Below are 16,913 nucleotides of genomic sequence, written 5' to 3' on the forward strand. Positions count from 1 at the left end.
GCGTATCCAGACGTCGCGGCGCGCCCGATGTGACTCAACGGACCGCGAGGACCCGCAGGACCCGCCAGGTCGCTTCGTCGCGGCGCACCAGCAGCGTGCGGACCTGCGTCGTCGGCGCGCCGGCGTCGGCGCCGGTGACCGCCAGCTCGACGGTGCCCGTCCCCGATCCGTCGGTGCGGTAATCGCGCACGTCGATGATCGTCGACTTCGTGCCGGTCGTGTCCCTGCAGTCGAAGCGCGTTTTTCCCGCGGGCAGCGTGGCCAGCACGTCGGGAACGACGGGGACGCCATCGATGCGCAGGCAGGCCACCGCGGGTGCGGCCGTGTTGAGTTCGACACCGCCGAGCATCAAGGCCAGCGCAGGCGGTGTTTCGACCGGATACGCACCGGGCACCGGATCGGCAGGCGCGGTTTGTGCTGCCGCAGGCGCGGCAGCGACGGGCGCCGCGGCCACCGGCGCCTTCGCGACCGGCGTGTTCGTGCCCGCGCGATGCGCCGCCGTCCACGCAAGCCCGACCGCCACCACGATTGCGATCAGCAATCCGATCTTGTAGCGAAACGCGCGCTTGGTCGGCGTGGCCGCGGGACGCAATTCATAGGATCCGGTGATCGTCGATTCGGGCAGGAAGCTGTCGCTGCCGCCGCGCGTGGAATCGAGCAGGCCGGCTTCGCGCAGGATCTGCCGCGCGCGCGGCTGGTCTTCCGACTTCACCACCCACACCGCGGGCAAGGGACCGCCCGCCTCGTCGTCCTTGTACGTGCGCCGCCCGCTCCACGCGCTCTTGTACGAGCGCCCGTGCGTGATGCGCACTTCGATGCCTTCGTCGGTGAGCATCTTCGCGATGCCTTCGACGTTCGCAAGGCGTGGACTGGAAAACACCTGCCGCATGTCAGTCCTTCGCTTCGTTGATCACGCGGATCAGGCCTTCCTGCGCCGTGCTCGCCACCAGCTTGCCGCCGAGGTCGAACACCTGGCCGCGTGCAAGGCCGCGCCCGTCCTGCGCACTCGGGCTGTCGATCGAATACAGCAGCCATTCGTCCGCGCGGAACGGACGGTGGAACCACAGCGCGTGATCCAGCGAGGCCATCAACACGTTGGGTTGGTAATAACTGATCCCGTGCGGGAACGTCGCCGTGCCGAGCAGATGGAAGTCGGAGGCATACGCGAGCAACGCACGATGCAATTCCGGCGCATCGCCCACGCGCTGGCTCAACTTGAACCAGACCTGCTGGAAGGGCGGGCGCTTGGGCGGATTCAATTCGTCACGCGGATACACGTGGCGGAATTCGAACGGCCCCTGGCGCGACAACCAGCGCTGCACCTTCGACGGCAAGCGCGCGAGTTGTTCGGGCGAAGGGTCGGGCGTCGGCGCGATGTCGTCGGGCTTGGGCACTTCGGGCATCGACAGTTGATGCTGCGCCTGGCCGTCTTCGGCGCGCTGGAACGATGCGGCGAGGAAGAAGATCGGCTGCCCATGCTGGACCGCGGTGACGCGGCGGACGGAGAAGCTGCCGCCATCGCGCGTGCGGTCGACGAGATAGACGATCGGTGCATCGATGTCGCCGGCGCGCAGGAAATACGCATGCAGCGAATGCGCGCTGCGCGGTTCCTGCACCGCATCCATCGTCGCCTGCGCCGCAGACAGCGCCTGCCCGAGCACCTGGCCGCCGAACACATACTTGGTGCCGATGTCGCGGCTCTGGCCGCGGAACAGGTTGTCCTCGAGGCGTTCGAGGGACAGCAGTTCGATCAGTTCGGAGACTTGTGCGGTCATGGCCGCAGTATAGACGGGCGCCCTGACGTCAAGGCTCGAAACGCCTCAGGCGGACCTCGCGCAGCACACGATCCCAGGGGAACAACGGGCCGGGGTCGAGCTTGCGATGCACGGTCTTCGTCGGATCGTCTTCGGCCGCCACGGTCGTGGTGTCGAGATGCTCGTGCCCCGCGATGAACTTCAGCGCCGGGTAGTCCTGCGCCAGGACATGCAGCAGCGCGATCAACGCCACGATCTGCGCTTCGGTGTAAGGCTCGTCCATCGCCTGGTGGTTCGCATCGAGCCAGCGCGGATAACGCCCGGTGTTCACCAGTTCGACGCCGATCGAACGCGGGTTGTAGCCGCGCGTGTGGTTGGCCACGCGCTCGGGCGACACCCACAGGTGCACCGTGCCGTCGCGATCGATGTAGTAGTGCCCGCTGTTGCCCTGGCCCGAATCGGCATAGAGCACGCGCTCGCCGAATTCGCGGGCGGTCGCCAGGTCCGGCAGCTCCGTGCAATGGATGACCACCAGGTCGATCTGCGCACGCGGGCGCGCGTCGAGCCGGGCTTCGTAGGGCAGCGGTGTGGTTTCGACCGGGAGCTCCGGCGGAGGCATGGGCACCATGGCCACGATGCTAGCATCGCAACGTTTCCCCCCCGTACGTCGAACATGCCCGCCATTCCGCCCCCCGATTCCGCGCTCGGCCGCCTCATGGCGACGCTGCCGCGTGCCGGCCGCGTGGAATGGATCGGCCTGCGGCCCAAGCGCGACGTCGAGATGGCGTCCACGCAGGCGGTCGAAGCGCAGACCGGCAAGGGCCTGGTCGGCGACCGTTACACCGGCGGCAGCGGCAAGCGCGGTGTCACGCTCATCCAGGCCGAACACCTGCCGGCGATCGCGGCCCTGTCGGGCCATGCATCGGTTCCGCCCGCATTGCTCCGCCGCAACGTCGTCGTCTCCGGCATTCCGCTGATCGCGTTGAAGGGGCGGCGCTTCCGCATCGGCGATGTCGTGCTCGAAGGCACCGACAGCTGCGATCCGTGCTCGCGCATGGAAGAAGCCCTGGGCCCCGGTGGATTCAACGCGATGCGCCACATGGGCGGCCTATGCGCGCGCATCGTGGAAGGCGGGACATTCCGCGTCGGCGACTCGGTGTCGGCGATCGAAGACAAGGACGGTTGATGCGCGGTCATTGCATTCTGTCGCACGGGTTCGAAAGCGGACCCGATGCCACCAAGGTCACGGCGCTCGCCGACGTGGCCGAACGTTACGGCTGGACGCACGAGCGGCCGGACTTCACCGACCTGGATGCCAAGCGCGAAGTCAGCGATCTCGGCGATGTCGCCGCGCGCGTGCAGCGTTTGCTGCGCATCGCCAGCGAAGCCGCGGCGAACGGGCCGATCGTGCTCGCAGGTTCGAGTCTCGGCGCGTGGGTGTCGGGCCACGTGTCCCTGCATGTGCCGGTCGCCGGTCTGTTCCTGATGGCGCCGCCGATCAACTTGCACGAAGCGCATCCCTTCGATGCCGCGGGCGTGCCGACGTCGATCATCCACGGCTGGGACGACGAACTCATTCCCGCCTCCGATGTCATCGCGTGGGCGCAGTCGCGTCGCGCCGCGCTCCTGATGGTCGACGACAGCCACCGCCTCTCCGCGCACGTGCAGGCCAGCGCCGACGCGTTCGCGGCCCTGCTTGCGAAGCTCTGACATGAAGTTCTTCGCCAGCTGCGGCAAGGGCCTCGAATATCTGTTGGCCGACGAGATGCTCGCGCTGGGTTGCACGCGCGCGACGGCGACGATGGCCGGCGTGAATGTCGAAGGCGAATTGATCGACGCGCAGCGCGCGGTGTTGTGGTCGCGCCTGGCCAGTCGCGTGTTGTGGCCGATCACCGAATTCGATTGCGCGGACGAACACGCGTTGTACGCGGGTGTCTCCGCCGTCGATTGGGAAGCGCACCTCGGCCCGGGTCATACGCTTGCCGTCGACGCGCACGTGTCGGGTGAAGCGCTGACGCATGCGCGCTATGCGGCGCAACGGGTGAAGGACGGCGTCGTCGACGTCCTGCGCGCAAAAACCGGCGCGCGGCCCGATGTCGACATCGAATCGCCCGATGTCCGCTTGAACCTCGTCGTGCGCAAGAACCGCGCGATCGTGTCGATCGATCTCGGCGGCGGCCCGTTGCATCGCCGCGGCTGGCGGCGCGCGCAGGGCGAAGCACCGTTGAAGGAAAACCTCGCGGCCGCGGTGCTGATGCGCGGCCAATGGCCGGCGCTGTATCGCGACGGCGCGTCGCTGCTCGATCCGATGTGCGGCAGCGGCACGCTGCTGATCGAAGGCGCGTTGATGGCGGGTGATGTCGCGCCGGGCCTGCAGCGTCATGGTGCCGCGTTGCCGACGCGCTGGCGTGGCTTCGACAACGCAGCGTGGCAATCGCTCGTGGAAGATGCGCAGCGTCGCCGCGATATCGGTCTGCTCGCGCTGCGCCCCGCGTTCTTCGGCAGCGATGCCGACGCACGCATCCTCGAAGCCGCGCGCGGCAACGCGCAGGCCGCGGGTGTCGGCCACGTGCTCGACCTGCGCCCGACGCCCATCGAAACGCTCACGCGCGCGACCGATTTCGGCCCGCGAGGTCTCGTCGTCTGCAACCCGCCGTACGACGCGCGCCTGGCCGCCGATCCCGCGCTGTATCGCGCGCTCGGCGATGCGCTGCGCCGCAATGCGCCGGAATGGCGCGCGAGCCTGCTGTGCGGCGACGACGACCTCGCGCGCGCCACCGGCCTGCGCGCGAACAAGCGCTACCAGGTGTTCAACGGCGCAATCGAATGCACGTTGATCGTGTGCGACCCGATCGCCCCGCCGCAGCGCGCCGTCGATGCGCCGCCGCCGACCTTGTCGGAAGGCGCGCAGATGGTCGCCAACCGCCTGCGAAAGAATCTGAAGAAGTTGAAGACCTGGCGCGAGAAAGAAGGCGTCGACAACTTCCGCGCCTACGATGCGGACCTGCCCGAATACGCCGCCGCGATCGATGTCTACACCGACGCCGATTCGCGCGAACAATGGCTGCACGTGCAGGAGTACGCGGCGCCCGCGGAAATTCCGGAAGCCACGACGCGCAAGCGGCTCAACGAACTCCTGGCTGCGGCGCGCGACGTGTTCGGCATCCCGAAGGAACGCATCGCGCTCAAGACGCGCAGCATCGGCAAGGGCGGAAGCAAGTACGGCCGTTTCGATCGTCGCGGCGAATATCTCGTCGTGCGCGAAGGCGACGCGCGCCTGCGCGTGAACCTGTTCGATTACCTCGACACCGGCGTGTTCCTCGACCATCGCCCGCTGCGCCTGCAGTTCGCGAAAGACGCACGCAACAAACGCTTCCTCAACCTGTTCTGCTACACGGGCGCTGCGACCGTGCAGGCCGCGCAGGGCGGGGCAGCGAGCACGACCAGCGTCGACCTCAGCGGCACCTACCTGCAATGGTTGTCCGACAACCTCAACGAGAACGGGATCGGCGGCGGCCGTCACCGCCTCGTACAGGCCGACGCGATCCAATGGTTGCTCGCCGACCGCGGGGACTACGACCTGATTTTCTGCGACCCGCCGACGTTCTCCAATTCCGCGCGCGCAAACGACTTCGACGTGCAACGCGAACACGTGCGCATGCTCCGCGCCGCGCTCATGCGCCTGGCGCAGGGCGGTTCGCTGTACTTCTCCAACAATTTCCGCCGCTTCAAGCTCGACGAAGCGGCCTTGTCGGACATCGCGTCGATCGAAGACGTCACGGCCTCGACGATCCCGCCGGACTTCGCGCGCGACGCCCGCATCCACCGCTGCTGGCGCCTGCGGCGCCTGGGCATGGACGCACGCTGATGACATCCCCATCAAGAGCCGCACGCGCGGGCTGGTGGGCGCTGTTCGGACAGTGGTTGCGCAATCCACTGCAGACCGCGTCGATCGTGCCGTCGGGCCGCGACCTCGCGCAGGCGATGGTCGACGAATTGCCGGCCGACACGCGTCGCGCGATCGAGCTGGGCGGCGGCACGGGATCGGTCACGCGCGCATTGCTGGCGCACGGCTTGCGCGGCGACGACCTGCTGGTCATCGAGCTCAGCGAATCGCTCCACGCGCATCTGCGCAAACGCTTCCCCGCGGTGCGCGTCGCGCTGGGCGATGCGAGCGACCTCCCCGCGATCGCCGCGCACTGCGGATTCCTCGCCGGTGGCCAAGCAGATGCGATCGTCTCGAGCCTCGGGTTGCTCGCGATGCCGGAAGACCTGCAAGGCCGCATCATGGCCGCGGCCTTCGCGTGCCTGCGCCCGGGCGGCCGTTTCATCCAGTTCACGTATGGCCCGCAGGCACCGGTGTCGGAATCGGTGCAGCAGGCATTGCGATTGAAGGTGCGTCGCGGCGGCTTCGTGCTCCGCAACGTGCCGCCGGCGACGGTGTACGTTTACGAACGGCGTTGAGCGCGGGCTCGTCCATTTTCGTCAATCGAGTCTCGAAGCATGTTGCGTTCCTACTATCAGTACCTCAATCAACTTGCGCTCTGGAGCCAGCGTCTGAGCATGGACGGGGATTCCAGTCTCTTGCGCGTTTGCTTGATCGCGTCCGCGGCGCAGTACTTGAACCTGCTGGCCCTCGTCATGGTTTGGCAGGCCTTGACGCCGAATCGACTGCTGTTGACCCTTCCGGTCTTCATGGGCGCGATAGTTTTATTGGTTGCAGTCAATGCCTATTTTCTCAGCCGTTACGTCGCTGGACGTGGCGATTCCAGCGAGGCGCGGGGAAGGCCGTCGATCCTCGTTCCAATGTATCTGGGCGGAACGTTACTCACCTTCATTGGGGCTGGCGTTCTATTGGCATCGCGAAATTCGTGAGCGCGTCTGCACGAATCAACGAGGCATCCTCAAATGGCATCGATCCGAAGAGAAGTCCTGGTTGAAGCCCGCCCGCAACACGCCTGGGCCGCGGCGCGCGATGTCGGCAACATCCACACCCGCCTGGTCCCCGGCTTCGTCACCGACTGTCGGCTCGAAGGCGATGTCAGGATCGTGACATTCGGCAACGGGCTGGTCGTTCGCGAGCCGATCCTGGACATCAACGACGACGACCGCCGCGTCGCATGGGCCGCGGAGGGCGGGCAATTCAAGCACTACAACGCGTCGGTGCAAGTTTTCGACGAAGGCGCGGAGCGCACGCGGATCGTCTGGATCGCCGACCTGTTGCCGAACGAACTGGCGCCGACGGTTGGCGATATGATTGAGCAAGGGCTCGCCGTCATGAAGCAAACACTTGAGCGAAGTGCAGGCTGACGTCTTACTCCAGGGGGAAGCCATGCAGTCGGCGACGACACCGCGCAAGATCGTCCTGCACTCGATACACGGCTATCGGCCCGAGCTCGAGGTATTGGTCGCGGGCTGGATGCGGGAGGGGGTCAAGTACGTTGGCGTCGTGGGTTTGGATGCCTCGCGTATCGAGGATGCGATCGACGATATATGCACCGGTGATGGCGCCGATCCCTACTTCATGGTGACGGCTTGGCATGACGGCGACGAGACGCTCGCGGATGCGGTGTTTCTTGCAGAACAGTTGTCGGACGAGTTCGAGGGACCTGCAACCGTGGTCGAGTTCTGAGTCGTCTACCCAAGCGGGTGATTGACGAGGCTCCGCCGCACCAGCATCAGTGATCGATGAGCCGTCTCGACAAGCCGCAATGGCACGGCGCGCAGTTGAACGAGATGCAGGGGCCATCGTCGCTGGGCATGGCCGTCAGCGGTGGCGCCGTCGCGTTCAGTGCGTCGATCATCAACCCGAATGTCTACGTCGGGTTCTGGACGTCGCTGGCGTTCCAGGTGCACGTGGGCTTCCAGTTCCTCTCGGTCGCCTTCGGCATCGTGTTCTTCCTCTGCCGGCTTCGGAACAACGATGTGATCTCGCTGATCGATCAGGCCCGCCGCGAGGGCCTTCCCGCGGCGGACCTGGACCGACTGGAAACGCAGTCGCGACGCTTCTCCGACATCAGCCGCTACACGATCTACGCGCAGATCCTGTTGCTTTGCGTCGGCGCTGTTTCGTTCCTCTGGCTGATGTTGTTGCACTTCCATCGCGCGTTGTATCCGTAACGCGCGCGCCGGATCACGGCGTGGCGCCGGGGTTCAACAAGCGTTCCGCTTCGGCTGCCAGATCCGGCGCGCGCGCCTCCAGGAGGGCGAGCGAAATTCGCAAGCTGGCCGGGGTGAGGCGGACGAGGATCGCGTCGTTCACCCGGCCCTTCCGGCACCAGAGCTCCGCGAGCGACTGTCCGCAGGAGTCGGCAATCATCTCGTCGGTCGCGGGATCGCACGCGACCTGCGCAAGCGCCGCTTCCACGTCCTCTCCGTCGTACGCGCCCAGGTCCATCGCCGCGTCGTCGCGGTCGCCCACCTCGGCGCTCTGATCAAGCAGGACGTCGATGAGCCCCTCGGGCTGGCTGATCAATTTCCGGCGCATCGTCCTTTCCGCCTTCGCAACGTCGCTCGATTAGACCCGAGAACCCTGCGTTCCATCCACGGCACTGGCATCGCCCAGCGCCGGGCGCCATCGTTTGGGCTTCGCAAATCGGAGGTCCCCATGTCCACCACGACCCAGTCCCAGGCCCGCGTCGCCCGCAAGCTGCGCGGCCAGCCGACGTCCGACGGCGCTGGCGTGAAGCTCACGCGCGTCATCGGCACGCCTCAGCTCGACATGCTCGACCCGTTCCTGATGCTCGATGAGTTCGGCACCGACAAGGCCGAGGATTACCTCGCCGGTTTCCCGGAGCATCCGCATCGCGGGTTCGAGACGGTGACCTACATGCTCGACGGCCGCATGCGCCACAAGGACAACCACGGCAACGAAGGTTTGCTGGTGCCGGGCAGCGTGCAGTGGATGACCGCCGGCCGCGGCCTGGTGCACAGCGAAATGCCCGAACAGCAGGAGGGCCGCATGCGCGGTTTCCAGTTGTGGGTGAACCTGCCCAAGGCCAACAAGATGGACGCGCCGCAGTACCAGGAGTTCGCGCCCGATCGCATTCCGGTGGCGACGCCTGCGCCGGGCGTGTCGGTGAAGGTGATCGCCGGTAGCGTCGGCGACGTGCGCGGCCCGATCGTGCAGCCCGCGACGTCGCCGGTTTACCTCGACATCGAACTCGCGCCGTCGACCACGTGGTCGTACACCTTGCCCGAAGGCCACAACGCGTTCGCGTACATGTTCGAAGGCGATGCGTCGATCGGCGAAGGCGAGGATGCGCGTGCGTTGGTGACGCAGGAACTCGCGGTGCTCGGCGGCGGCGAAACGATGGTCGCGACGTCGGGCGGGCAGGGCGCGCGCTTCATCCTCGTCGCCGGCCGCCCGTTGCGCGAGCCGGTGGCGCGTTACGGCCCGTTCGTGATGAACACGAAGGAAGAAATCATGCAGGCGTTCGTGGACTTCCAGGAAGGCAAGTTCTAAGCGCTCCACCTCCCCTTCCAGGGGAGGTCAAAAGCAGCCAGCCGCAGGCCGGCTGCTTTTGGGTGGGGAGTGACGCCGCGGTTCAGCATCCCTCCCTAGACTTGCCGCCACACCCTCGCAAAAGGAGTTGCCCATGCTTCGCACGACCCTCGCCGCGCTCGTCGCGGCCTGCGCCCTGACCGCCTGCGCCAGCAATGCGTCGGGCAACGGCGGTACGTCTTCGCAGGAGAGCACGATGCGTTCGATCACCGCCGGTGCGTCCGAAAAGTTGTCGCAGACCGAAACCGTTCGACTGCCCGATGGTTCGACGCTGCAATACGTGTCGGTCCCGCAGGATTCGCGTTGCCCGCCGAACGCGCGCTGCATCCGCGCCGGCGATGCCGACATCGAGTTCGTGTTCGCCATCAGCGGCGGCCCGCAGGCGACGGTGAAGGCGAACCTGCCCGAAGCGCCGTCGAAGAACATGGGCGCCTGGCGCCTGACCGTCGAAGACCTCGAATTCACCGAAAAGCCGGTTGTCACGATTCGCGTGGACGCCGCGCAGTAGGATTCAAACAAACAGGTAATGCCATGACCACGATCGTTGCTCCCCGCGTCCATGATCTCGGCGGTTTCGAAGTGCGCCGTGCCGTGCCTTCGATCCAGGCGCGCAGCGTGGGGCCGTTCGTCTTCGTCGACCACATGGGCCCGGCCTTGTTCGAGCCGGGGCGCGGGATCGATGTGCGGCCGCATCCGCACATCGGCCTGGCGACGGTGACGTTCCTGTGGGCGGGCACGATCACGCATCGCGACACCTTGGGCAGCGTGCAGGACATTCGTCCGGGCGACGTCAACTGGATGACGGCCGGGCGCGGCATCGCGCATTCGGAGCGCACGCCCCTCGGGACGCGTGAAGCGCCGCATCCCGTGCACGGGATGCAGACGTGGGTGGCGTTGCCGAAGTCGCACGAGGAAGCCGAGCCCGCGTTCTTCCACCACGCAGCCGATGCGTTGCCGTTGATCGCGCAGCCGGGCGTCACGTTGCGCGTGATCGCGGGGCGTGCGTTCGGTGAGGAGTCGCCGGTGTCGGTGTTCACCGATACGTTCAACGTCGCGGTGGACATGGCGCCGGATGCGGAGTTCGACGTGGACGCGCGCGCGGTGGAGCGTGCGTTGTACATCCTCGAAGGGAAGGTGCAACTCGACGGCGCCGACATTCCCGAGCAGCATCTCGTTGTTTTGGATCGCGGCGTTCGCCACAAGGTGCGTGCGCTGGGCAGCGTCAAGGCGATGTTGCTGGGCGGCGAACCCCTGGATGCGCCGCGCCACATGTGGTGGAACTTCGTGTCGTCGTCGAAGGACCGCATCGAGCAGGCGAAGCAGGATTGGCTGGACGACAAGTACGGGAAGATCGAGGGCGAAACGGAGTTCATTCCGCTGCCTGATCGGTGAGGCGTCAGCACGTACGCAGAAGCATTCGTCGTTGTTGAGGTTCGCCGCCACCAGAGCGGCGCATCGGCACGCCGCGTTGAAGGCCACATTGCTCCGCAAGAGCTCACGCTCCGCAATGTGGCCTTCAACGCAGCGACCGCTGCGCATCTGGGCTGAATGATTCGCGACAGCCCTTGATGAGTGTTTGCGTTGCGGTGTGGGCCATTCGCGCCTACTGCCAGCACACCCGACGGACGGAACCTCGCCCACCTCGGCGCGCGCACCGTCGTGACTTCGTCGCCTCTGGCAGGCGATGTTCCTCGCGGCGACCGGATGGGCGAAGCGGGGCGGACCTTGTTCACCATTCGCGCTGAAGGCCGACCCTCTCCCCAACCCCTCTCCCGCAGGGAGAGGGGCTCCGCTTCGCCCATCAAATCGCTGCGAAGGCACCTTGCCCGAGAGAGGACATCGCGCTATCGAGGACATGCACCCACGTATGCCGCGATGTCCTCGACGGGCGAGGTGCCGCCCGTCGGGTGGACTGGCAGTCGGCGCGAATCAATCAGCGCACAACACAAACATTCATCAAGTGCTGTCGCGAAACGATCAGACGTTACGCGCAGCGGTGCGTCGTGCTGGATGTCCTTTTGCGGAGCGTGGCTCGCTCTTCGTGTAGCAAAAGGACATCCAGTGCGGCGTGCCGATGCGCCCCTCTGGTGGAGGCGCACGTCAAAAACCATCGATGCTTCTGCGTAACCTCGGCGCTCATCGAAGCGCCATGTACTCCTCGGTGGCGTACTCATACAAGAACTCGTCGTTCGAAAACCCGCCCCCGTCCTTGCCCGCGCTGAGCGCCTTGATGTGCTCGGCGTATGCGGGTGTCTTCTTGAACTGCGCGAACTTGGCCTTGCGGAGCGCCGTGTATTCCTTCGCGTCGAGATCCTTGCGATCGACGATCTTGCCCGCGTCGACGCTCAACACGGTGTATCGCTCGTAGGTCGATCCGTATCCCATGTGGACGTAGTTGACGATCTTCCCGCCGGGAATGATCAGCGCGCCGCTGTACCACGTCGCGGGAACTTCGGTTTGCCCCGCGAAGACCTCCGGAAGCACTTCGGCGGCGACGGCGTCGTCGTCTTCGCCCGCGTCCTTCGCCTTGCGCAGGACGGTGATGCTGGTCAGGACGAAGGCATCGCCACGCACCTCGAACGTCGCGATGTAGCCGCGCCAGTTCGACGTCCACTGCTCGTCGGCTTTCGGAATCTTGATCGCACCGGACTTGATGAGCGGCGAGAGCGGATTGGTTTCAAGCTCGACGCGCTTGCCGTCCAGCACGATGTAATCCGGTTCCTGGGCGGTGGCCCAGGCCGGTCGCGATACAACGCAGACGAGCGCTACCAAAAGCGCAACACACCATGATTTCACCAACGCCCCCCGGGTCCACGCGGACCGCCGTCGATTGCCGGCATTTATAACGCAGATCGCGCGATGTTCGCGCGTCGCGCCGCGTTTAGACGCGCATCCCCCGCGCGCCCAGGTGCTGCGCCATCTGCACCGGCTCCGGCATGCGCTCGGTCGCCGTGAATCGCATCACCAGGTCCGCGGCCGACGCCATCGCCACGCGATGCCCGGGCGACACGATGATGGGCGCGACGTCGGGCTTGCTGCGCAACACCCACCCGATCTGCTCACCATAATCGCGCAACGGCGTGTACGCCCCGCGCACCTGGTGCAGGTCCGCCGCGGTGCCGAGCAACAACTTGTTCCCGATCCCGATCGTCGGCAACCCGGAGACCACGCCGAAATGCGATGCGATCCCGAAGCGCTGCGGATGCGCCACGCCATCGCCGTCGAACAACACCAGGTCCGGTGCCTGCGGCAACATGTCGAGCACGCGCAGCAGCGCCGGCATCACCTGGAACGACAGGAACCCGGGCACGTATTTCGTCGACGCCGACACATGCGCGACCTGCGCATCGATCAGGTCCAACGATTCCGCATCGACCAGGACCGCGACCGCGCGCGTGCGTGCGCCCTCGTCCTCCATCGCCACCGCGAACCCCGCGACCGCCCGCAACGGCGACCGGAACCCGTCGCGCAACAACACCCGTCGCGCCATCAGGTCCTGCATGGCGCGCGCCTGCGCGACGCTGCCGTCCCAGGGGTCGAGTGGGTTGGGGTCGAGATTCGCCATGCGTCAGAGCATACGGGTCGGTGTGAAGGCGCCGGCCAAGCGGCCGTCACACCAGACGGGCCCAGGACAGGCCGAGGAAGACCGCAAGGACGATCAGCGTCGTCAGGCCCACGATGTTGCCCGTGCCGCTGCCCGGGATCATGACGGCCCGTTCGGGCCGCGCCGGGTCGTAATACACATCGACCTCGCTGCCCTTGCGCAGTCCGTGCATCAGGTCCAGGGCTTCGGCGAACGGCAGGTCCGACATCGTCCGGTAGCTCAGTCGGCGGCCCTTGTAAGTGCGGCCGTTGACGCTGTACGTGTAGTGCGCATGCACCGAATGCTCGTCGTCGGTCGCCGACTCGCTGCTGCTGCTCACCTGCCAGATGCGTTCCAGCGTGCCGGTGGTCCGCGTCCAGCGCAGCGAATCGAACCCCAATCGGATGTGCCACGCCTCGCGTGCCGCAAGCGCGAGCAAGCCCAGGATGATGCACGGCATCCATGCGTTCACGACGTCCCCCTTGCGCCGATCAAGCCGCCCGCTGCAATGCGGTCAGCAACCCACGCGCAGCCTGCACCCGCGCGGCGGCATCGGGCAAGTCCAGCTTCAGGCGCAGCTTGTCGGGGCCGTCCATCGCATAGTGCTGCGGCTGCTTCTGGATCATCTGGATGACCGTCAGCGGATCCACGTCGGGCTTGGCTTCGAACTGCAGGCGCCCGCCCGCCGGTCCGAGGTCGATCTTGCGGATGCCGATGCGCGTGGCGTGCAGCTTGAGTTCGGCGATGGCGAACAGATGCTTGGTCGCGTCCGGCAACAGGCCGAAGCGATCGATCATCTCGACCTGCAGGTCCCGCAACTCGTCCGCCGAACGCGCACTGCTGATGCGCTTGTACAACGTCAGGCGCTCGTGCACGTCGGGGAGGTAATCCTCGGGGATCAGCGCCGGCACGTTGAGCACGACTTCGGCGCCGCGATGTTCGAACGTCGGGTCTTCGTCCGGCAACTTGCCCTGCTTGATCGAACGCACCGCGCGTTCGAGCAACTCGGTGTACAGGCTGAAGCCGACTTCCGCCATCTGGCCGCTCTGGTCTTCGCCGAGCAATTCGCCCGCGCCGCGAATCTCGAGATCGTGCGTGGCGAGCGTGAAGCCCGCGCCCAGTTCGTCCATCGACGCGATGGCCTCCAGACGCTTGCGCGCATCGGCGGTGATGCTTCGGTTGTCGGGCGCGACGAGGTAGGCGTATGCGCGGTGATGCGATCGACCCACGCGTCCGCGTAACTGGTGCATCTGCGCCAGGCCGAGCTTGTCGGCGCGATTCATGATGATCGTGTTCGCGTTCGGAATGTCGATGCCAGACTCGATGATCGTCGTGCACAGCAACACGTTGAAGCGCTGCTTGTGGAAGTCGAACATCACGCGTTCGAGTTCGCGTTCGGGCATCTGGCCGTGCGCGATGCCGATGCGCGCCTCGGGCACGAGTTCCTGCAGGTCGCGCTGCATGCGGCCGATCGTTTCGACGTCGTTGTGCAGGAAGTACACCTGGCCGCCGCGCGCAAGTTCGCGCTGGTGCGCTTCACGCAGCAAGGCGCCATCCCACGGCGTGACGAAGGTCTGCACCGCGAGGCGATGCGCGGGCGGCGTGGCGATGATCGACAGATCGCGCAGGCCCGCCATCGCCATGTTGAGTGTGCGCGGGATCGGCGTGGCGGTGAGCGTGAGCAGGTGGACGTTCGCGCGCAGCGCCTTCAACGCTTCCTTCTGGCGCACGCCGAAGCGCTGTTCTTCATCGACGATCACCAGGCCGAGGTCCTTGAAGCGCACATCGTTCTGCAACAGGCGATGCGTGCCGACGATGACGTCGATCTTGCCTTCGGCGAGCTTCTCCAACTCGGCCTTGATTTCCTTCGTGCTCTTGAAGCGCGAGAGCACTTCGACCTTCAGCGGCCAATCGGCGAATCGGTCGCGGAAGTTGCGGTAGTGCTGTTCGGCGAGCAGCGTCGTCGGCACCAGTACGGCGACCTGCTTGCCCGCGGTGGCGGCCACGAACGCGGCGCGCACCGCGACTTCGGTCTTGCCGAAGCCCACGTCGCCGCAGACCACGCGGTCCATCGGTTGCGAAGACGCGAGGTCGCGGATCACCGCTTCGATCGCCGCGTGCTGGTCGGGCGTTTCTTCGAACGGGAACGTCGCCGCGAAGGGCTCGTACAACGCGCGATCGGTATCGAGCGCGATGCCCGCGCGCGCCTGGCGCTTGGCCTGGATTTCGAGCAGTTCGGCGGCGACGTCGCGCACCTTTTCGGCGGCCTTGCGCTTGGCCTTGGTCCACTGCTCGCCGCCGAGGTTGTGCAGCGGCGCGGTTTCCGGCGAGGCGCCGGAGTAACGCGAGATGCGATCGAGCTGCGCAACCGGCACATACAGGCGGTCGCCCTTCGCGTATTCGATTTCGAGGTATTCGGCGGGCGTGCCGCCGGCTTCGAGCGTGACCAGGCCGCGGTATCGCCCGACACCGTGGTCTTCGTGCACGATCGGCGCGCCTTCGCTGAGCTCGCCCAGGTCGCGGATGATCTGCTCGGGTTCTCGACCCGCGCGCTTGCGACGACGCGGTTGCGAAGCACGTTCGGGGAAGAGCTGGCGTTCGGTGAGCAGCGCGATCGGCGTGCCGCCGACGAGCTCGCCATCGAGTGCGAAACCATCTTCCAGCGGCGCGACCGCGATGGCGAAGCGCTCACGGCCCGCGAGGAACGCATGCCAATCGGCGATGACCTCGGGCTTCATGCCCGCCGCGTGCAACACATCGAGCAAGGCTTCGCGACGACCGGCGGAATCGGCGGCGATGAGAACGCGGCCGGGATAGGTCGACAGGAAGGATTGCAGCGCGCCGGCACCGGCCTCGCGCGCGGCGATCGGCAAATCGGGCGCGGGTTGGTCGCCGAGCGTTTGCGCTTTCGCCGCCTTCGCATCTTCACCGCCGACGACCTCGATGCGCGGGCGCGCGTTGAGCGTTTCGCGCAACTGGTCGGGCGTCAGATACAGGTCGGTCGGCGGGAGGAGCGGGCGTTCGATGTCGTGGCGGCGCTGTTCGTAGCGCTCGGCGGTCTGCGTCCAGAACGCATCCGCGCACGCGAGCGCGCCGTCGGTGACGACGGGCAGCATGCGATCGCCGAGGTAATCGAACAGCGTCGCGGTGCTGCCTTCGTTGCGCGTGGTTTCGAAGAACAGCGGCAGGTAGTACTCGATGCCCGCGGGTGCGAGGCCGCCCTTCAGATCCTGGAACAGCGCACTGCGGCGCGTGTCGATGTCGAATCGCTCGCGCAGCGCATCCATCGCGCGCTTGCGCGATTCATCGTCGAGCGGCACTTCGCGGCCGGGCAGCAGCTGCACGGCGTCGACCTTGTCGAGCGACCGCTGCGATTCGGGATCGAACGCGCGGATCGAATCGATCTGGTCGTCGAACAGCTCCACGCGATACGGCTCGTGCGCGCCCATCGGATACACATCGAGCAAACCGCCGCGCACGGCGAAGTCGCCGGGATCGAACACTTGCGGCACGTTGCGATAGCCGGCGCTTTCCAGGCGGCGTTTTTCCGCATCCAGGTCGAGCGTCTGGCCCACGCGCACGTCGAAGGTATTGCCGACCACGTAGCGCATCGGCGCGACGCGCTGCAGCAGCGTCTGCACCGGCACGACGACGATGCCGCGCTTGAGCGTCGGCAGGCGCAGCAATGCGGACAAACGCTGCGACACGATGTCGGCGTGCGGGCTGAATTGATCGTAGGCCAGCGTTTCCCAATCGGGGAAGGGCAGCACGGGCAGCGCGGTGTCTTCACCGAGCAACGTGCGCAGATCGGATTCGAGTTGGTGCGCGCCGTGGTTGTCCTTCGCGATGGCGAGGACCGGGCCGTCGTGCGCGCGCGCCGCGCGTGCGATGTGGAAGGCGAGCGCGGACGCGGACGCGGGTGCGCGCCACCACGCGCGCGACTGGCCGGCGCGGGGGAGGGGTGGGGCGCTGCGGGGGTCGTGCGTGTTGTCGTTCATGCGCTCGCAAATAGCCGGCACCGCCGGGCGCGCGATGCGCCCAGCGGAGGAAGCGCAATTCTAACGGAAGGCCC

At 66.5% G+C, this 16,913-nt stretch carries 19 protein-coding genes; 11 read left to right on the forward strand and 8 right to left on the reverse strand.

Annotation, left to right across the window (positions count from 1 at the left end; genetic code table 11):
- Positions 1 to 34: 34 nt before the first annotated feature.
- Genes GN331_RS07965 through GN331_RS07975 form a run of 3 tightly spaced genes read right to left on the reverse strand, consistent with a single transcriptional unit; the run spans position 35 to position 2,373 of the window.
- Positions 35 to 889: a hypothetical protein gene (locus tag GN331_RS07965; RefSeq protein WP_156641465.1), complete on the reverse strand. Its 855-nt coding sequence runs from the start codon at positions 887 to 889 to the stop codon at positions 35 to 37.
- Position 890: 1 nt separating this feature from the next.
- Positions 891 to 1,775, reverse strand: a complete 885-nt coding sequence (locus GN331_RS07970; RefSeq protein WP_156641466.1) for an acyl-CoA thioesterase — start codon at positions 1,773 to 1,775, stop codon at positions 891 to 893.
- 28 nt (positions 1,776 to 1,803) lie between these two features.
- Positions 1,804 to 2,373, reverse strand: a complete 570-nt coding sequence (locus GN331_RS07975; protein ID WP_156642012.1) for an N-acetylmuramoyl-L-alanine amidase — start codon at positions 2,371 to 2,373, stop codon at positions 1,804 to 1,806.
- A gap of 54 nt (positions 2,374 to 2,427) precedes the next feature.
- Here GN331_RS07975 and GN331_RS07980 point away from each other — a divergent pair, with 54 nt between their 5' ends.
- The 8 genes from GN331_RS07980 to GN331_RS08015 are packed head-to-tail and all read left to right on the forward strand — an operon-like array spanning position 2,428 to position 7,874.
- The gene (locus GN331_RS07980) at positions 2,428 to 2,940 is read left to right on the forward strand and encodes an MOSC domain-containing protein (protein ID WP_156641467.1); all 513 of its coding nucleotides are present in this window, start codon (positions 2,428 to 2,430) and stop codon (positions 2,938 to 2,940) included.
- Entirely contained in the window at positions 2,937 to 3,464 is a 528-nt protein-coding gene (locus GN331_RS07985) for an alpha/beta hydrolase (RefSeq protein WP_156641468.1), read from the forward strand. Before GN331_RS07980 ends, GN331_RS07985 begins: the two co-directional genes overlap by 4 nt.
- Before the next feature lies 1 nt (position 3,465).
- Positions 3,466 to 5,622, forward strand: coding sequence for a bifunctional 23S rRNA (guanine(2069)-N(7))-methyltransferase RlmK/23S rRNA (guanine(2445)-N(2))-methyltransferase RlmL (gene rlmKL / locus GN331_RS07990; protein WP_156641469.1), 2,157 nt, complete (start codon positions 3,466 to 3,468; stop codon positions 5,620 to 5,622).
- On the forward strand, positions 5,622 to 6,218 hold the full coding sequence (locus GN331_RS07995) for a class I SAM-dependent methyltransferase (RefSeq protein WP_156641470.1): 597 nt from the start codon (positions 5,622 to 5,624) through the stop codon (positions 6,216 to 6,218). The genes rlmKL and GN331_RS07995 overlap by 1 nt, the downstream gene beginning before the upstream one ends.
- Before the next feature lie 39 nt (positions 6,219 to 6,257).
- The gene (locus GN331_RS08000) at positions 6,258 to 6,629 is read left to right on the forward strand and encodes a hypothetical protein (RefSeq protein WP_156641471.1); all 372 of its coding nucleotides are present in this window, start codon (positions 6,258 to 6,260) and stop codon (positions 6,627 to 6,629) included.
- A 33-nt stretch (positions 6,630 to 6,662) separates the two neighbouring features.
- Positions 6,663 to 7,064 carry an SRPBCC family protein gene (locus GN331_RS08005; RefSeq protein ID WP_156641472.1) on the forward strand — a complete coding sequence of 134 codons (402 nt, stop codon included), beginning with the start codon at positions 6,663 to 6,665 and terminating at the stop codon, positions 7,062 to 7,064.
- The gene (locus GN331_RS08010) at positions 7,054 to 7,386 is read left to right on the forward strand and encodes a hypothetical protein (RefSeq protein ID WP_331713449.1); all 333 of its coding nucleotides are present in this window, start codon (positions 7,054 to 7,056) and stop codon (positions 7,384 to 7,386) included. The genes GN331_RS08005 and GN331_RS08010 overlap by 11 nt, the downstream gene beginning before the upstream one ends.
- A gap of 56 nt (positions 7,387 to 7,442) precedes the next feature.
- Positions 7,443 to 7,874, forward strand: coding sequence for a hypothetical protein (locus GN331_RS08015; RefSeq protein ID WP_156641473.1), 432 nt, complete (start codon positions 7,443 to 7,445; stop codon positions 7,872 to 7,874).
- Positions 7,875 to 7,887: 13 nt separating this feature from the next.
- Here the strand turns inward: GN331_RS08015 and GN331_RS08020 are convergent, their stop codons facing one another.
- The gene (locus tag GN331_RS08020; protein ID WP_156641474.1) at positions 7,888 to 8,241 is read right to left on the reverse strand and encodes a hypothetical protein; all 354 of its coding nucleotides are present in this window, start codon (positions 8,239 to 8,241) and stop codon (positions 7,888 to 7,890) included.
- 120 nt (positions 8,242 to 8,361) lie between these two features.
- Between GN331_RS08020 and GN331_RS08025 the strand changes: the two genes are divergently transcribed.
- The 3 genes from GN331_RS08025 to GN331_RS08035 all read left to right on the forward strand — a co-directional run bounded on the left by GN331_RS08025 (position 8,362) and on the right by GN331_RS08035 (position 10,650).
- On the forward strand, positions 8,362 to 9,219 hold the full coding sequence (locus GN331_RS08025) for a pirin family protein (protein ID WP_156641475.1): 858 nt from the start codon (positions 8,362 to 8,364) through the stop codon (positions 9,217 to 9,219).
- Positions 9,220 to 9,352: 133 nt separating this feature from the next.
- Positions 9,353 to 9,766, forward strand: a complete 414-nt coding sequence (locus tag GN331_RS08030; protein WP_156641476.1) for a hypothetical protein — start codon at positions 9,353 to 9,355, stop codon at positions 9,764 to 9,766.
- 23 nt (positions 9,767 to 9,789) lie between these two features.
- Entirely contained in the window at positions 9,790 to 10,650 is an 861-nt protein-coding gene (locus GN331_RS08035) for a pirin family protein (protein WP_156641477.1), read from the forward strand.
- A gap of 744 nt (positions 10,651 to 11,394) precedes the next feature.
- Here the strand turns inward: GN331_RS08035 and GN331_RS08040 are convergent.
- The 4 genes from GN331_RS08040 to mfd all read right to left on the reverse strand — a co-directional run bounded on the left by GN331_RS08040 (position 11,395) and on the right by mfd (position 16,839).
- Positions 11,395 to 11,964 carry a hypothetical protein gene (locus GN331_RS08040; RefSeq protein ID WP_156641478.1) on the reverse strand — a complete coding sequence of 190 codons (570 nt, stop codon included), beginning with the start codon at positions 11,962 to 11,964 and terminating at the stop codon, positions 11,395 to 11,397.
- Between the two features lie 175 nt (positions 11,965 to 12,139).
- Complete coding sequence (gene nfi, locus GN331_RS08045) at positions 12,140 to 12,823, reverse strand: deoxyribonuclease V (RefSeq protein WP_156641479.1); 684 nt, start codon at positions 12,821 to 12,823, stop codon at positions 12,140 to 12,142.
- A 46-nt stretch (positions 12,824 to 12,869) separates the two neighbouring features.
- Complete coding sequence (locus GN331_RS08050) at positions 12,870 to 13,313, reverse strand: DUF3592 domain-containing protein (protein WP_156641480.1); 444 nt, start codon at positions 13,311 to 13,313, stop codon at positions 12,870 to 12,872.
- 19 nt (positions 13,314 to 13,332) lie between these two features.
- The gene (gene mfd / locus GN331_RS08055) at positions 13,333 to 16,839 is read right to left on the reverse strand and encodes a transcription-repair coupling factor (RefSeq protein WP_156641481.1); all 3,507 of its coding nucleotides are present in this window, start codon (positions 16,837 to 16,839) and stop codon (positions 13,333 to 13,335) included.
- Positions 16,840 to 16,913 lie beyond the last annotated feature (74 nt).

This window comes from Noviluteimonas gilva (assembly GCF_009740395.1).
GTDB lineage: Bacteria > Pseudomonadota > Gammaproteobacteria > Xanthomonadales > Xanthomonadaceae > Noviluteimonas > Noviluteimonas gilva.

Excerpts from the sequence above, each read along its gene's own strand:
- GN331_RS07965 (WP_156641465.1), bottom strand. The coding sequence starts at position 889 with ATGCGGCAGGTGTTTTCCAGTCCACGCCTTGCGAACGTCGAAGGCATC.
- GN331_RS07970 (WP_156641466.1), bottom strand. The coding sequence starts at position 1,775 with ATGACCGCACAAGTCTCCGAACTGATCGAACTGCTGTCCCTCGAACGC.
- GN331_RS07975 (WP_156642012.1), bottom strand. The coding sequence starts at position 2,373 with ATGCCTCCGCCGGAGCTCCCGGTCGAAACCACACCGCTGCCCTACGAA.
- GN331_RS07980 (WP_156641467.1), top strand. The coding sequence starts at position 2,428 with ATGCCCGCCATTCCGCCCCCCGATTCCGCGCTCGGCCGCCTCATGGCG.
- rlmKL (WP_156641469.1), top strand. The coding sequence starts at position 3,466 with ATGAAGTTCTTCGCCAGCTGCGGCAAGGGCCTCGAATATCTGTTGGCC.
- GN331_RS07995 (WP_156641470.1), top strand. The coding sequence starts at position 5,622 with ATGACATCCCCATCAAGAGCCGCACGCGCGGGCTGGTGGGCGCTGTTC.
- GN331_RS08000 (WP_156641471.1), top strand. The coding sequence starts at position 6,258 with ATGTTGCGTTCCTACTATCAGTACCTCAATCAACTTGCGCTCTGGAGC.
- GN331_RS08005 (WP_156641472.1), top strand. The coding sequence starts at position 6,663 with ATGGCATCGATCCGAAGAGAAGTCCTGGTTGAAGCCCGCCCGCAACAC.
- GN331_RS08015 (WP_156641473.1), top strand. The coding sequence starts at position 7,443 with ATGAGCCGTCTCGACAAGCCGCAATGGCACGGCGCGCAGTTGAACGAG.
- GN331_RS08020 (WP_156641474.1), bottom strand. The coding sequence starts at position 8,241 with ATGCGCCGGAAATTGATCAGCCAGCCCGAGGGGCTCATCGACGTCCTG.
- GN331_RS08025 (WP_156641475.1), top strand. The coding sequence starts at position 8,362 with ATGTCCACCACGACCCAGTCCCAGGCCCGCGTCGCCCGCAAGCTGCGC.
- GN331_RS08030 (WP_156641476.1), top strand. The coding sequence starts at position 9,353 with ATGCTTCGCACGACCCTCGCCGCGCTCGTCGCGGCCTGCGCCCTGACC.
- GN331_RS08035 (WP_156641477.1), top strand. The coding sequence starts at position 9,790 with ATGACCACGATCGTTGCTCCCCGCGTCCATGATCTCGGCGGTTTCGAA.
- nfi (WP_156641479.1), bottom strand. The coding sequence starts at position 12,823 with ATGGCGAATCTCGACCCCAACCCACTCGACCCCTGGGACGGCAGCGTC.
- mfd (WP_156641481.1), bottom strand. The coding sequence starts at position 16,839 with ATGAACGACAACACGCACGACCCCCGCAGCGCCCCACCCCTCCCCCGC.